This is a genomic window from Lactobacillus amylolyticus (genome assembly GCF_003999355.1).
GTDB classification, from domain to species: Bacteria; Bacillota; Bacilli; order Lactobacillales; family Lactobacillaceae; genus Lactobacillus; species Lactobacillus amylolyticus.
Genome location: NZ_CP031835.1, coordinates 1,032,527 through 1,047,906, shown reverse-complemented (window position 1 = coordinate 1,047,906; position 15,380 = coordinate 1,032,527). Strand labels below are relative to the sequence as shown.

Sequence of the window (15,380 nt, the reverse complement as noted above, 5' to 3'; positions counted from 1 at the left end):
GGGCAATTTGTTTAAGAATGTATTAGCCGCCTGCCATGCGTTCGCTGTATAGCAGTATTACAATTAAGTAATACCGTAATTATAGGATCGCACCTACACTTGTAAGTGAAATAATCTTTGCGATGAGTAGGTGAAATTAAAATGAAGATCTTTATTGCCGGTGCATCCGGTCACGTTGAAACTAAATTAACGAGTGATTTACTTTACCGCTGGATCGGGCGCCAAGGACTTGCTACAGACGGATGCCTTCGGGGCGGTGAAACTGATGCAGGCGGCCGCTAAAAATGGGATCAAGCGTTTCGTAATGTTGAGCGCCCTGTTTTCACTTGAGCCGACGAGATGGCGGCAGCTAGTTCTGATTTACCTTGCTTCTTTGGGATTTCTGCATAGGCAGTATTGAATTGACGATAGCCATCTGGTTTTAGGATTCCAAAGACATCACGAATAATTTTTTCTTGCCAGTCGATGAGGTCAAAAGGCTTACCAGCCCAGGTTCCCTTGGTATGGCATAGGCATTCGATAAATGAAACTGCAAAATCGGCAGCGTCTTTGTTGTAGACCGAATTCTTAGCCATGAACTGAGTGGGTTTATAATCTTTTAGTTTTCGCAAGAGGGCATCACATCCTTTCAGTTGTACTAAAAAAGCACTGAGAATTAACTCAATGCTTGGCTGATGATTAATTAAACTTGCCAGTTAATATCAAATTTACGTACCCGGCACGGTCAGTGGTCAAATAGTCGATCAGATCGTGGCAATTATAGTAGTAAGCGAGTCGTTTTACGTTTTCGACATCAAACATATTTACTTCACCGGTATTGCGAATTTGTAAAACCTGTTGGCGAATACGATCACGTTTGGCTAATTCATCTTTTATTCTGTTCATGACTAAGTCTCCTGGTTCTTAAAAGCAGCCGATCCAGTTAAATTTTTGAGTAGCACTTTCCGTTGTGCCTTGTATTGGGGACCAATAAAACCCAAACGCAGTAAAAAGCAGCGGAAAGCATATTTTTCATTACTTTCATCACGGCGCGTTGACATAATTCGCTGGTGACTCTTTGCGTATCGCACTAACTTATCGACCAATTGTTGATAAGCTGGAGCGTCATCGGTGTTAACTTCGGTGAACCAATCGAAGGTTACTTGTTGGTCATCGATTGTGAGAGGCAACGAGTTCAGTTGGCAAGCGTCTTTGATTAATTGTCCTTTTGCCCAGATTAAATGGCGTAGGTTATCTAGATCTTGGTCAGTAAACTCATTGCGGCGATATGTTATGTTCAACTTGACTGTCTCGCTGGGTGTGAATACCTGTTGCTTAAGATGTGTTACTAATCCAGCAGGAATCTCATCTAGGGATAAAAGATTGCCATCCTTGCCAATCTGTTCGCAAGCAATGAGAGTAGATCCAGAGCCACCAGATGTTCTTTACTTTGCTTTTGCCGGTCAAATTCCCAGATAGTGGATTCTTTCCGACCGGTGTACCATTCGTGTTTGCCATTTTGTTTCCAGCCATAAAGAACTGGTTCGTGTTGCCATTGATAGGGCGAACGTCCTAGGACTAGGGATCGTTTCTTCCAGATACAACAACCAGATAAATAAAAACCAGCATCTTGAAATGCTCGCCGAAAGTTTAATCCCTCAGTATCGGCATGGAAAATATAGATGCTGGCATCATTGGCCATTGCAGTATTCATATTTTGAAAAGCGGCTAGTAAAAATTGGTAAAACTTATCATCATCTTGATGGTCGTTCTTAATCTTGCCGGCTTTGCCTTGATAATCGACATTATAAGGTGGATCGGTAAGGACAAGATTAAATTGATGATCATCAAGTAACTTTTGATAACTCTCTTTTTTCGTGGCATCACCGCACAGTAGGGCATGTCGTCCCAAGTGCCAGAGATCGCCTACCTTAGAGAAAGTTGGCTTATTCAATTCGCTGCCCACATCGAAATTGTCGTCATGAGTATCAACTTATGAATACAAAAAACGTAGCTTAAAACTACGTTTTTTGATATAAAATTCCTTATTTAGTAAATTTATAAATACTCAAAAGAAAAATCCTATTAAATCAAGGTTTATCAATGCCAAGATTTAATAGGATTCTTCAATTTCAGAGTTTTTTTCCAGATACTTTGTTTTCTCAATAATTACCATTTGATAATAATCTTAATATGACCTAAAACTAAGTTTCTCATTATCTCACCTTCTTTAATTATTTAAATTTGATTAAAACCCCATCTGTTGTTGGATGCAATTTTTTACTTTTTTGCTTACCAACAGAAGATGGATTAATTGCTTTTTTCTTTTTCTTCATTCGGTTTACCAAGTTCCAATGTATGGTGGTGGACCAATATGAATTCCGCTCATAAAACACATTATTTATTCATCTCCTTGAGATTAAATTCAATGCTTCATAATCACTTTAACCGTGACATCCAAAGGATTAATTTTCATTTTTTAACTCTTCCTTTCTTGATTACGGTTCTAATATACCTATAAAAACCAAAGCAAAATAAAAATGTCATATTCGAAATTATTTTTCAAATATGACATTTTTAACATTTTAAATTTTTAAGTAACTATTTCTCGTATTTGTCAAAAAATAGCTGAATTTGTTGTCCATATTCTGGCATACCTAGAAGATTAAAATTATTTATCGCAATCTTGCATTTGTCTAATGCCTTCTTATTATTAGTTTTTAGATATTCAATGAAATTTTCAAAAAATAATAAATCATTCTTATAAAAGAAGAGATCAGGATTAGTTTTAATTTGCGTCGCGCTTTGAATAAAAAAGTTTACATCGTTTAGTTTATGTTGCTCAATAGTAAAAACAAGTATATTAATAATAACCGCAAGAATTTTCTCTTGAATATCAATATCATTTTCCTTTTGATATTGATTAATGATTTGTGTAGCTATCATCTTATCAGTATTTAAGTCAAAGAATCGCATAAAATTACAAAATAAGGTTATCTTAGCCTCATTAAGATTAGGGATATTAAAAATTTGTTCCTTTATTTTTCTTCTGACTTCATTGTTGGGTCGTTCATCTGATCCTTTCATTGACTCCAGCCAACCATCAACTAGTAATTTTTGTTCTTGCTTGTCTTTCTTAGCTAAACTACTTTGATCAATTAACTTTTTAATGTGTTCAAGTTCTCGTTTATCATTATTATAATAAGCATCTAACATTAAATCATTAAAGTCTCGCAACTGTTGATATTTGAATTGGTCATCTTGATCCAACCGGTTAAAAAAGTCCCACGGTGAAATGTCATTATAGCGCAATAATGCTAATAGGTCACTTGCGGTAATTCGATGAATGTTTTTTTCTACTTTAGAATAATAAGATGGACTTATAATTTGTCCAATAAAATCTTTTTGTTTTTTATTTTGGCTAAGTCGATATTCTTTTAAAAGTTCTCCAATGGTCATTTTGTATCTCCTTAAAGCTTTCGAATACGACATTTTTCGTATTTTTATTATAGGACTTCTATTATAATCTGTGAAAACTAAGTAAGAAAGAGTCAACTATTATGAATATTTTCCTAAAAAACAAAGACTATCGTCAATTTTCTATTGCCAGTTTTCTATCCAGTGCTGGTGATATTCTCTTTTATTTAGCATTAATGACTTATGCTAGTAAATTACAAAACTACTCGCTTGCTTTATCACTAATTGCCATTTCAGAAGCAATTCCAAGATTTTTTGATATTTTCGGCGGTTATTTAGCTGATCGGACTCATCACAAATTTAAAAATATCTTCTTAATGTGTATGATTCGTTTTATTCTGTATTTTGTCGTTGGTTTGCTCTTTGCTAGTCATTTAAATGACTGGATCTTGGTATTAGCCGTTATTTTGATTAACCTTATCTCTGATACATTTGGCTCATATTCAAGTGGTTTAGTTTCTCCCTTGGTGGCCGATATTGTTGGTAAAGAAGATTTTGGTATTGCTGAAGGCTTTACTAGTGGTGTTGCTGAAGTAATTAATACAGTGGCTCAATTTGCTGGTGCCGGTTTGTTACTGTTTATGTCTTACTCTAGCTTAGCCTACTTCAATGCTTTAACCTTTTTAATTGCCGGTTTTCTTTATTTAAGAGTCGGCTATATACATCAGAAGAAGGGGGAATCACTTGAACATCAGGAAATAAATAAGAAAAATTTCTGGGAAACTATGAAAACTTCTTATAAACAGGTTAGAAAACAGCATAGCTTATTGAGTGTCGTACTGATCATAGCTATTTTAAATGGCATTTTGGATGCCATGGAAGCTTTAATCCCAATTGTCATGGCTGGTCATCGCTCTACGATGATTATTTCTACTTATAGTTTCACAATTGCTATTATTGGGGTAATTATCAGTATTGGTGCCGCCTTAGGTAGTATGTTTGGTCCACAATTGTTTAAAAAAGTTTCTATTTTTACTGTTATTATTCTAGCTTTGATCTTTGGTTTTGGAGTTACTAGTGGTGCTTTAATTGCTAATCTTTATGTAATTTTGCCTTTCTATTTCTCGTTAGCAGTAACTGCTAGTTTAGGCTCTATTAAACTAACTCAATGGCTAGTAACAACTGTCGATCATAAAATTTTAGCTTCCAGCGTCGGGTTATTGAATACAATTTTAATGATAACGGCACCAATTATGACGACTTTTTTAACTAGTATTTCTGGTTTTAGCAACATTCAATATGCCTTATTAGGTTTGTTAATTATAGAAGCTTTAGTTTTGATAATCACTGTTAAAATATATATTCAAAGTAAAAGAAACTTACAGACTACTAAAAAAGCTATGTTTACACGAACTAAATAATTTAATAAGTGGTAATATTTAGCCTTATATTATTTTTTCCATTAGTATCAATTCTTTTACAAATCTACCCCTTTTTCTAGTGCAACAAAACATTCATGTAAAGCTTCAGCACTACGTTCAGCAGGTGTCATAGTAGCCCATTTTCCAGTAAACGGCTCATCAGGCTTCATGTGAAGACTATTACGCGCTTGGGCATCTAATTCTTCAGCAGTATACGTTTTTGCTTTTTTCTTTGACCAATCAGTGCCTTGTTCTACTAGTTTTCCATGGTAGTATTTAGTCTTATACTTCTTCCCATTATTGTTTACTACAGACAGAAGTGGGAGTTGCTGTTGAACAGGCTTATGCTTCTTGCCAGCCAAACGATAATTATAATTTTCTAAGTCTGTCATATTTTCAACATGGTTAGCAATGATGCTTTCCATTGTAGACTCATAGTATTTCCATGGATTAGAGTTAGTATGTTTCTCTACATATTTGCGAACATGTTTTACTACCTCTACAGAGGTCTTAGATTCATAACTCTCATCTTCGGCAGCAAGCAAGTCAGTCATCAACAAAGCTAACTTATCCTTATCCCAATCACCGCTGATCTTGTTGAGCGCAATGTTCAGCGCTTTTTCTTTCTCTTCGCCTAAGTTGACGACTACACACTCAGCTTCTTTGATTCCTTCATCCTGGAGAATCTTTAATCGCTGGTGTCCACCGACTACGTGACCAGTTTGTTGGTTCCAGATTATTGGATCAACGTAGCCGAACTCTTTCATTGAACGTTTTAACTTTTCGTAGTCGAGATCACCCGGCTGCAGATCCTTACGTGGATTGTAGTCATCGGTCATAATCTTGACTATTTTTTCTAATGAACGATCAGCTGGAGCATCAATCACGGCTTCATCATGAATGTGCATGACAATAGAGTTACTAGTAGCTTCTAAGCGTCGCATTGCTTCAGCTAACAAGTCACGACTGGCTGCTTTGACAATGTTTTCAACGAGCTTTGCCCCATAGGTTTCAATACGGGACCACTTTTTAACAGTGTTAATACCCATAAAGGTAATTGATTCGCTACCAAAACGGTTAGTACCAATCTTGGGTTGGGGGTAGCAAAGGTTGCGACCTGACCGTAATCGTAAGAACATACAGCCACTACGATAAATAAACTTCATTCCGTGAGTGGTTTGCGGTAGATGTGTTTTAATGCATTCTTTTGCTGCTCTGTCGATATCCCACCAAAACTGCGCTATATGAGGACTGGCATTACGCCACATTTTGTACTAACGGGGGTAATTCTTCCTCGGTTAAACCCAATTTAGTGGCACCCATCGCTTTGAGTGCACCGATGGAACCACCATAGCCTAGTGCAAGCTCAGCAATCTTACCCTTTTGCCGGAGTCCACCATTAACCCCATGTTTAACAACGGGAACCCGAACATCTGACTAGCGGATGCACAGTAGATGTCCTCTAAGTCAGGCATTGAATTTCGAGGAAGGTTTTGTACTTGTACTAAGTGCCCAGCCCACCGGCCAGTCCGATTTGGCACCATAAAATTGCAGGAATCCATGGACACGACCATCTTGGCACATTGCTTTTTACATTGCCTGATACTTCTTTACACTAGATTTTGATAACAGCTGACGCAGACTTAGAACTTGATGGACCGTACCAGTAGTAGTATGTAAAAGCTGAGTTACTGCAGCCTTCGAGAGCGAATTAGTTTTTACTCCCTGTTGATGAAGCCAATCCTTCAACTGTAATGGTGAGTTGGGATTGGCTGGGCCAGTTAGTTTCTGCGAAACTTGCAAGTATTGATCGTGGAAATTTTTCTGGCATCTGATGGCGTTGTTAACCAGTTGTTGATCATCCGAATACCACGATCATTGATATCCTGATCCATCCAGTAGTTTCCCATTCATTTTTTGGAACGGGAAAGCGTTCGAGCTTCTGGGTGATTTCCATTTCAACTTCAACGTCACGTTGGTTGTACTGTTTGAATTGCTGCCATTTGTTAGGTGCATGATAAGGAAAGTTACGTGTGCGCTTTTGCTTAGATTTGGTTGGCTTGCAGGGAGTACAAAAGTAGTGTATGAGTTCTTTCCCAGCCGTAATTTTCTAACGAGAAAGCCCTAAAACAGTACCCACGTCGCGTAATGATAAGGGTAGACCAAGGGTAGCGGACCAGACTCGTGAGCAGTGCCAACCGACCGGCTTTAGGCGATGTCCCACAAAGCGTGATAGGCAAACTCGTTCAAATTGAGCGTTAAAAGCACTCTTAATAATGTCCTTTTTATTTTTAAAAAGACGAACAATTAAATGGATATTATTCTAATAAATCTGTAAAAATATGAATAATTTATCTAAAAGTTATGAAAAAAGTCAATTTATGTGGTAAAATCTGATCATTAATTAATCGAGAGGAAAAAAACAATGAACAACGATATTGAAAAAATTTTATTTAATCAAGAGCAATTAAATAAGAGAATGGACGAGCTGGCTCAGCAACTGGATAAGAAATACAAGGACCAACAGCCAATCGTTATCCCAGTTATGAACGGAGCAATGATTTTTGCTGCGGACATGGTTAAACGCCTCGATTTTAAATTAACCGTTGATCCGATCAAAGCTTCAAGCTATGCTGGAACTAGTTCAACTGGCAAGGTTACTGTCACTCAAGATATTAAGTCAGATGTTAAAGGACGCCCGGTTTTGTTCATGGAAGATATTATTGATACGGGCAGAACCTTGAAGTATTTGTCCGATTTAATGAAAAAGCGTGGTGCTAAGAGCGTCGAAACTTGCTGCATGCTCGACAAGCCAGAAACCAGAGTAGTCGATTTTCACGCTGATTATTTTGGCTTTACGGCACCAAACGCATTTTTAGTTGGCTATGGCTTGGATTATAATGGTCTTTATCGCAATTTGCCTTATATTGGTGTTTTGAAAAAAGAAGTATACAGCAAGTAGGATAAAAGAAGAATTTAGCTTATAATAAAAATGATTCATTAAAACACATGTGTAATACATGTGTTTTCTTTTTTCAAAAAGCGGGGCAAATAATGACTCAAAAGCAGATCAAAATGGTAACCATCGCACTGATGCTGGGAAATGTGATGGCCGGTCTAGATGGAACGATAACCAACACGGCTATTCCAGCAATTGTCTCAAATTTGCATGGGATACAATTCATGGGGTGGATCGTTGCCGTTTACTTGTTAGGGATGTCGGTGTCGATTCCAATCTGGACCAAAATTGGCGAAAAAATTACGAATAAAGCAGCCTTTCAAATTTCTTTGTTGTTGTTTGTTCTTGGTTCGGCGCTTGAAGGCATTGCACCAAATATCTACTTCTTCTTGGTATCAAGAATGATCATGGGAATTGGTGGCGGCGGTATGGGTTCGCTGCCATACATTATTGCTGGCTATGTCTTTAAAAATATTAAACGCAGGACACAAATTTTAGGCTTGCTGACTGCTAGTTTTAACGGTGCTGCAATTCTCGGCCCATTAGTGGGCGGATACTTGATTGATGCCTTATCTTGGCGCTGGGTCTTCTACATCAATATTCCAATTGGGGTTATCGCTTTACTGATTTGTTTAATCTTTTATAAGCCGGTTTCGCCTAAGACTTCACCAGTCTTTGATTTGCCAGGTGCTGGTTTATTGGTTAGTAGCCTAATTTTGTTTTTGCTAGGTATTCAATTGTTGGGGATCACTTCTAACTGGATTGTTGCCTTGTTGATTTTGATTAGTATTGCAGCGGCCTTTGCGTTCTTTAAGAGAGAAAAAAGAGCACAAAATCCAATTATTCCGTTAACAATTTTTAAAAAGCATGATCTAAACGGTGATTTCATGCTCTTTGCCTTTACATGGGGAGCATACATTACCATCAATGCTTATTTGCCAATGTGGGCCCAGGCATTGCTAGGAATGTCGGCTCTAGCTGGTGGGATGACGCTGATACCTAATTCAATTGTAGAAATTACCGCATCGCAGACTGTTGCAACCATTCAGGAGCATGTGCGTACTTTTACCTTGGTGATGATCGGGATTATCACGATGCTGATTTCTTCAGGCGGGATGTTTTTAGCAACGTTGCAGACGCCTCTGTGGCTGTTAACAGTTTTAGCTGCCTTTTCCGGAATCGGAGTTGGCTTTATTTTCGTTGCCCTGCAAGTTAAAGTACAGGTTGATGCGGGAATGAAAGATATGCCAACAGCAACGTCTACTTCATATTTGATCAGAATCTTGGCACAAACAATGATGGCCGCAATTTATGGGGTCATCATGAATCTTTCGCTTGAGCACGGAATTGCCAACCATCGAGATATTACGATGAGCACGATGAACAAATTGAGTGACGCGACAACTGCAAAAACATTGCCACAGCATTTGCTTCCAGAAATGAGAGTGATTTTTCATTCAGGAATTAAAGAAATCATGCTTGTATCCTGCATTCTGCTTTTTATTGCCACAGCGCTTAATTTTTATTACAACTGGAAGAAATCTTCCCAAAAATACTTGTCATAATTAGAATTAGCAAGCATAATTATTGATAGAGCATAAAGAGGTTGAGAAAAATGTCTCAATCTTTTTATTTTTAGCATTTTTTAGAAAAGGGTAAGGTTATGACTAAGAAGCAGGTTACCATGGTAACTTATGCGATGATTTTGGCGAATGTCATGGCTGGATTAGATAGTACGATAATCAACACGGCTATTCCGGCTATTATTGCTGATTTGCATGGTATTAAATTTATGGGTTGGATTATTGCACTTATGTTGCTCGGGATGTCGGTTTCAACGCCGATTTGGAGCAAAGTGGGTGAAAAAATTGGCAATAAGGCTGCCTTTGAATTATCTCTGCTTTTATTTGTCTTAGGTTTACTCTTTCAAGGACTTGCTCAAAATATGTATTTCTTTTTAGCTGCCCGGACGGTCATGGGAATCGGAGCCGGTGGTATGGGATCGATTCCGTATATTATGGCGGGGCAGATTTTTACCAATATTAAAAAGAGAACGAAGATCTTGGGCTATATTGGTGCCAGCTTCAGTGTTGCAGCAATTGTTGGTCCATTAGTTGGCGGGTATCTGGTTGACTCCTTTTCATGGCATTGGGTTTTCTATATCAATATTCCAATTGGCTTAATTGCGGCACTGTTGTCTGTTTGCTACTATCGAGATACTGCAGTTAGAGAAAAATCCCACTTTGATCTTTTGGGTTCACTCTTGGTAGTTTGCGGTTTAGTATCATTTTTACTAGGAATTCAGTTGCTGGGGATGGCTAGTCTGCCGATTATTCTTGGCTTGATTATTTTAGGAATTGTCATTCTGATTTTCTTCTTCAAATACGAAATTCATGAAAAGAATCCGGTAATTCCAATTAGCATGTTTAAAAATAGGGCTTTGGTCGGCGATCTGCTTCTTTTTACTTTTACTTGGGGCGCCTTTTTAGCGGTAAATACTTACCTGCCAATGTGGGCACAGGGGCTGTTGGGAACCACAGCTTTAATTGGTGGGATGACTCTGATCCCCAACTCAATCGCAGATACAGTTGGTACTTTGGTCGTTAACCCGCTTAAAGAGCGCTTTAACGACCAAACATTAATCTTCATGGCAATTATCTGTATGCTGATTTCTAGCCTCTCAATGGTCCTAATACCGAGCGATACAAGCTTCTGGATAATTACGGCTTTAGCTACTTTTTCTGGCTTTGGTGTAGGTTTTATCTTTGTTTTATTGCAGGTAAAGGTTCAAGTTGATGCGGGTGAGGAAAATATGGCACCTGCAACTTCCTTGTCCTATTTAATTAGAATTTTGGCTCAAACGGTTATGGCTGCGATTTATGGCATAATCATGAATTTAGCCTTAGCTAGAGGCGTGTCAACGAATCATGAAGTAACGATGGGCATGATGAATAAGTTGAGTGATGCCAAGGCAGCGGTTCACTTGCCAATTGAACTGCTGCCAATCATGCGCAATATTTTCTATACTGGATTGCGAGACATTATGTTGTGCTCAACTATTTTATTGATTATTGCGCTGTTTTTAAATTTCCACTATAACCAAAAGAAGAATTAGTTAAAAAGCATATTCTGTTTACGGACAAGAATGTGCTTTATGATGAAGACAAGTTTTGTGGTATTGCCTATTATGTCATTAGCGATTCAACCGTTTATTTGACTTACTTAGCCGTCAACAAGGATTTGCGAGGTCAAGGCTATGGTACGATAATATTATCTCTTTTGGAGAAGCAATATCCGGACCAGGCAATTGTGATTGATATTGAGCCGGTTGTGCCAACTGCCAAAAATTATCAGCAGAGAGTGAGTCGTCTCAAATTTTATGAGCGTAATGGCTTCCATCGTACCGATCAAAAATTAAAAGATCAAGATGGAGAGTTTGAAGCTTTGACTACAGGCAAAAAATTTAATAAATCTGGATTTGTTAAAGCTTTAAAGCAGATGAGCTTTGGCTTTTATTAATTTAAAGTGGAAAAATAAATTGTCAAGCGTCGCTGTCGTCTATGCCAGTGACGCTTTCTTGTTTGACAAAAAGAGTCGACCTAAGATTCTAAATGAGAGGTGAAAAAATGGAATTTAGTGATCAAATTAAGCAGCTGCGCTAAGAAAAGGATTATCGCAAAGTCAGTTTGCCAGCAAGCTGCGTGTTTCTAGACAAGCCGTTTCTAATTGGGAGAATGACCGTAATTTGCCTGATCTTGAAATGCTGATTGAGATTAGTTCTATTTTTCATATCTCTCTAGATAAATTGATTTTAGGAGACGATAATATGAACAAGATGACAGAAAAGCTGATCAAAGATACGGATGAAAATCGCAAGGCAAAGTTCAATATGGTTACCATGATTATTGGTTTTGCCATTATGCTAATGGGTGCGTTGTGCCTTTTTATTAAATCCATTTCAGTGGAATATGTTGATAAACAAGGATTTCCGCACGAGAACTTTTCCCTGATACCCATGGATTATCTGTTTGCTTTAGCGGGCTTAATTGTAATTATTACCGGGGAAATTATTTATCTGCACCATAAACATTAAAAGAAATAAGAAAAAAAGAGAGGCAAGTTGATTGCCTCCCTTTTTTGGATATTCAAAATGGGTAATTTTATTGGTAAATTTTACCTTCTTGTTTTTCCTTGTTCTTTTCTTCCAAGGCTTTTTCACTGGCAGATTGTTTTGGCAAAATCCAGTTAAGTATCATACCGATAATGGTTGAAAGAGCAACAGAAGTCAATTGGAAGTTGCCAAGTTGCAAGTAGGCACCACCGATACCGATTACTAAGATAACTGAAGCAATCAGCATGTTGCGTTTTTCACCAAAATCAATCTTGTTATCAACTAGGATCTTCAAACCGTTAGAAGCAATTGTTCCGAAAAGCAGGAATGAAATCCCACCGATTACTGACATTGGAATTGATTCAATGACAGCGGCAAGCTTGCCTACGAAACTGAAGATGATGGCACAAACAGCGGCACCAGCTAAAACGTAAACTGAGTGAACCTTGGTCATTGCCAAGACACCAATGTTTTCACCATAAGAAGTTGTAGGAGGACCACCAATGAAACCAGCAATAATCGTTGACAGACCATCACCCAGCATTGTCCGGTGAAGACCTGGGTCTTTGAAGAAGTCACGCTTGGTCAAGGAATTCAAAACCATAATGTGGCCCATGTGTTCAGTCATAGTAACAAAGGCAATTGGAGCCATTGCTAAAATAGCAGCTGGATACCACTTGAAGTGGTAGGAAATACCAGGCATATCAAGTGCTGGCAGTGAGAACCAGGCAGCTTTTTGTACGCCAGAGAAATCAACGATTCCCAGAGCGCAGGAGAGCAAGTAGCCGCAGATGATACCGAGCATGATTGAAATCAAACTAGTGAAGCCTTTAAAGCACATTTGGAAGATCAAAGTCATTACCAAAGTGAAGATTGCGATGCCGAAGTAGGTTAAATCGTATTTTTGATTCTTAAGCATGGCATCGTTAGCAGCAGTTGTAGCCAATGAAAGTCCGATAACGATGATGATTGGACCAACAACGATTGGTGGCAAAACTTTATTTACCCAAGCTGAACCAATTTGGCTGATGATGATTGAAACGACTACGTAAACCAAACCAGCAGCAATCGCACCTTGGGCTACGGCTGGATAGCCATCTGTTTTCATTAAAGCTTGCATTGTAGCTACAAAGGCAAAACTTGAACCTAAGTATGCAGGAATCTTGAAGCGAGTGCAAAGCATGTGCACCAGAGTACCAACACCTGAAGATAAAAGAGCGATACTTGGACTAATTCCGATTAAAATCGGTACTAAAACCGTTGAGCCGAACATGGCAAACATGTGCTGCAATGAAAGCAGGACACCTTGCGCAAATTCCGGCTTTTCATAAACATCTAAAATCGCATCCGGATTGCGAAAGTTTTTCATATTATTCTTGTCCATTTTTACTCCCAATTTTGTTAATCATTACTTGATTAAAGAAATTGCATCCTGATCGTCAACTTCGGTTAGCGAAACCTTAACTTGTTCATCGACAGCAGTTGGAATGTTTTTTCCAATAAAATCAGGTCTGATTGGCAATTCGCGGTGACCACGATCAACTAAAATTGCCAGGTTGATTTTGGCAGGGCGACCTTGATCCATTAAAGCATCAAGTGCAGCTCTGATTGTCCGACCGGTGAACAGGACGTCGTCAACTAAAATTACGTTTTTGTCGGTAATATCGAAATCAAGCTGTTGATTATGAATCATGCTCTTTTTTTCATCTTCTGGCAAATCATCACGATACTTGGAAATATCGAGTGCACCTACAGGAATGTCGACGTCTTCCAAGCGTTTCAAATTTCCGGCAATTCTTTGGGCCAGATATAAACCACGAGTTTTAATTCCAATCAAAACCAAGTTTTTGGTTCCTTTGTTGCGTTCGACAATTTCATATGTCATTCGCATCAAAGCACGCTTAATTCCGATTGCGTCAACTATTTGTTTTGACATAACATCTTCCTTTCATGATGATGACCGGAAAAGAAAAAGACCATTCTGGACACTGAGTCTAAGATGGTCTTTCTGGAGCATGCACAAAAAGCATGACTAACGCAGATTTCCTTCTTAGCCTCACGGGACTAAATTTAAAGGTCATCATTCCTATTTGCCTCTTATTTAACTAGCTTTTAATAAATTTGTCAATTACTATTTTAACTTTTGCCTGCAGGATCATTTGTAGTAAAAATTTATCCCATATTTCTAATAACGTTGATTCTAAACAAGATTAAATTCAAAACCACGATTCCGGCAGTTACGATGAAGACCATGCTGTAGCTTGAAAAGCCGGAAATCGTCGATCCCAGAAGCGGTCCAACGATATTACCGATATACATTGCAGACTGATTCCATGAAAAAATTCTTCCTGTAACTTTGCTTGGTGAATTTTTGGTTAGCATAGTTTGCACTTGAGGGAACAGGCAAGCATCGGTAAAGCCAACCAAAAAACGCAGGATACCCAATTCCAAAGTATTTTGCACAAAGGCTGTTAAAAAGAAGAGAATTGTAGCACCAATAAATCCAGCAACGATTATCTTTTGCGTTCCGATTTTATCGCCTAATGCGCCAAAACGTGAAGCAGCTAAGAAGGTTGCAATTCCCGGTAATGCGGCAATAATGCCTGAAATGAGGACGACATTGCCATGATTGTTCATTAATTGTCTGACATAAAGGGAAACAATTGGATTAATAGAGTTGTTTGCTGCTTGAATAATCAATGTAGTAAGCAACAGTCCAGAAATAAGGGCAGGACTCTTAAGTTCATGAATAACGCCGCTTGCTTTGTCCAATTTCTTCTCTGTTACTGGTTTGAAGCCCTCTTCATGGACAAAGAAGAGGGAAAGCAAGAAACAGATTAGTAAAAGACCACCAGTGACAAAGAATGTAATCCGATAGCTAAACATTGAGGCTAAGGCTCCACCAACAAAAGGCCCGAGCAAGTTGCCTGCCGTAAAGGAAGATGCCATTGTCCCTAAGGCTTGTCCGGAATTTTGTTTAGGCGTTTCAGTGGCAATCAAGGCATTGGAGTTGGAAACAAAGCCAGCAAAAAATCCCTGCAGCATTCTCAAGAAGAACAGTTGCCAAACATTTGTCACTAATCCCATTGCAGCAAGAACAATCGCCATTCCCAGTGAAGCACGCAAAGTCATCAGCTTGCGTCCTTTTTTATCTGCAAGCTTGCCCCACCAAGGTGATACAACTGCCGAAACAAAATAAATGCCAGAAAAGACAAAGCCGGACCAGAAGTTTAATTGCTGATGAGTAAAAGTCCCTAAAGTGTCAATATAGAGCGGCAAAAACGGCATAACTTCCGAAAAGGCGATTCCAGCGATAAAAACCGCAATTGAGAGCACTAGTAAGTTTCGTTTCCAAATTGGCTTTTTGTTGTTCACGTAAACCCCTCCTTATTTGATAATGCATTTATCTTACTACATAATTTCTAAGAAAATTTAATGAAAATTAAAAGCTACTTGCTTCTTTTTAATAAAAACGAATATTAAATAAATAAAA

Annotated in this window: 12 protein-coding genes and 6 pseudogenes; 8 read left to right on the top strand and 10 right to left on the bottom strand. The window is 38.3% G+C overall.

What is annotated here, in order from left to right; translation table 11 throughout:
* Positions 1-193: 193 nt before the first annotated feature.
* A pseudogene (locus tag D0Z64_RS05315) lies at positions 194-349 on the top strand (NAD(P)H-binding protein); the annotation flags it as partial.
* Here the strand turns inward: D0Z64_RS05315 and D0Z64_RS05310 are convergent.
* The 5 genes and pseudogenes from D0Z64_RS05310 to D0Z64_RS05290 all read right to left on the bottom strand — a co-directional run.
* Positions 336-611, bottom strand: a pseudogene (locus D0Z64_RS05310) (terminase large subunit); the annotation flags it as partial. The pseudogenes D0Z64_RS05315 and D0Z64_RS05310 sit on opposite strands and share 14 nt — an antisense overlap.
* Positions 612-678: 67 nt before the next feature.
* Positions 679-885, bottom strand: coding sequence for a DUF5049 domain-containing protein (locus tag D0Z64_RS05305; RefSeq protein WP_006352732.1), 207 nt, complete (start codon positions 883-885; stop codon positions 679-681).
* Between the two features lie 2 nt (positions 886-887).
* The gene (locus D0Z64_RS05300; RefSeq protein ID WP_236943502.1) at positions 888-1,280 is read right to left on the bottom strand and encodes a hypothetical protein; all 393 of its coding nucleotides are present in this window, start codon (positions 1,278-1,280) and stop codon (positions 888-890) included.
* Positions 1,281-1,346: 66 nt separating this feature from the next.
* A pseudogene (locus D0Z64_RS05295) lies at positions 1,347-1,969 on the bottom strand (DNA-methyltransferase); the annotation flags it as partial.
* 611 nt (positions 1,970-2,580) lie between these two features.
* Positions 2,581-3,438 carry a helix-turn-helix domain-containing protein gene (locus D0Z64_RS05290; protein ID WP_080881627.1) on the bottom strand — a complete coding sequence of 286 codons (858 nt, stop codon included), beginning with the start codon at positions 3,436-3,438 and terminating at the stop codon, positions 2,581-2,583.
* Between the two features lie 101 nt (positions 3,439-3,539).
* Between D0Z64_RS05290 and D0Z64_RS05285 the strand changes: the two genes are divergently transcribed.
* Positions 3,540-4,817: an MFS transporter gene (locus D0Z64_RS05285; RefSeq protein ID WP_056985402.1), complete on the top strand. Its 1,278-nt coding sequence runs from the start codon at positions 3,540-3,542 to the stop codon at positions 4,815-4,817.
* A gap of 530 nt (positions 4,818-5,347) precedes the next feature.
* Here D0Z64_RS05285 and D0Z64_RS08350 read toward each other — a convergent pair.
* Positions 5,348-5,656 (bottom strand): annotated as a pseudogene (locus D0Z64_RS08350) (DNA modification methylase); the annotation flags it as partial.
* Positions 5,651-7,095 (bottom strand): annotated as a pseudogene (locus D0Z64_RS08800) (DNA polymerase); the annotation flags it as partial. The pseudogenes D0Z64_RS08350 and D0Z64_RS08800, both read right to left, overlap by 6 nt.
* 147 nt (positions 7,096-7,242) lie before the next feature.
* Between D0Z64_RS08800 and hpt the strand changes: the two are divergent.
* The 6 genes and pseudogenes from hpt (at position 7,243) to D0Z64_RS08725 (ending at position 11,869) form a co-directional block, all read left to right on the top strand.
* Complete coding sequence (gene hpt, locus D0Z64_RS05270) at positions 7,243-7,779, top strand: hypoxanthine phosphoribosyltransferase (RefSeq protein ID WP_080881626.1); 537 nt, start codon at positions 7,243-7,245, stop codon at positions 7,777-7,779.
* A gap of 92 nt (positions 7,780-7,871) precedes the next feature.
* Entirely contained in the window at positions 7,872-9,341 is a 1,470-nt protein-coding gene (locus D0Z64_RS05265; protein ID WP_080881625.1) for an MFS transporter, read from the top strand.
* A 98-nt stretch (positions 9,342-9,439) separates the two neighbouring features.
* A complete protein-coding gene (locus tag D0Z64_RS05260) occupies positions 9,440-10,891 on the top strand; it encodes an MFS transporter (protein ID WP_080881624.1) in 1,452 nt (483 codons plus the stop codon).
* An 11-nt stretch (positions 10,892-10,902) separates the two neighbouring features.
* Positions 10,903-11,295, top strand: coding sequence for a GNAT family N-acetyltransferase (locus tag D0Z64_RS05255; protein ID WP_080881623.1), 393 nt, complete (start codon positions 10,903-10,905; stop codon positions 11,293-11,295).
* Positions 11,296-11,473: 178 nt separating this feature from the next.
* A pseudogene (locus D0Z64_RS08730) lies at positions 11,474-11,545 on the top strand (helix-turn-helix domain-containing protein); the annotation flags it as partial.
* A 57-nt stretch (positions 11,546-11,602) separates the two neighbouring features.
* Entirely contained in the window at positions 11,603-11,869 is a 267-nt protein-coding gene (locus tag D0Z64_RS08725) for a DUF3955 domain-containing protein (protein WP_320051444.1), read from the top strand.
* A gap of 67 nt (positions 11,870-11,936) precedes the next feature.
* Here D0Z64_RS08725 and D0Z64_RS05245 read toward each other — a convergent pair whose 3' ends face one another.
* From D0Z64_RS05245 to D0Z64_RS05235, 3 genes are all read right to left on the bottom strand, one after another.
* Positions 11,937-13,271 (bottom strand): uracil-xanthine permease family protein, encoded by a 1,335-nt coding sequence (locus D0Z64_RS05245; RefSeq protein WP_080881622.1) that lies wholly within the window; start codon positions 13,269-13,271, stop codon positions 11,937-11,939.
* A 24-nt stretch (positions 13,272-13,295) separates the two neighbouring features.
* On the bottom strand, positions 13,296-13,823 hold the full coding sequence (gene pyrR, locus D0Z64_RS05240; protein WP_006352721.1) for a bifunctional pyr operon transcriptional regulator/uracil phosphoribosyltransferase PyrR: 528 nt from the start codon (positions 13,821-13,823) through the stop codon (positions 13,296-13,298).
* Positions 13,824-14,059: 236 nt separating this feature from the next.
* Complete coding sequence (locus D0Z64_RS05235; protein ID WP_080881621.1) at positions 14,060-15,262, bottom strand: MFS transporter; 1,203 nt, start codon at positions 15,260-15,262, stop codon at positions 14,060-14,062.
* Positions 15,263-15,380 lie beyond the last annotated feature (118 nt).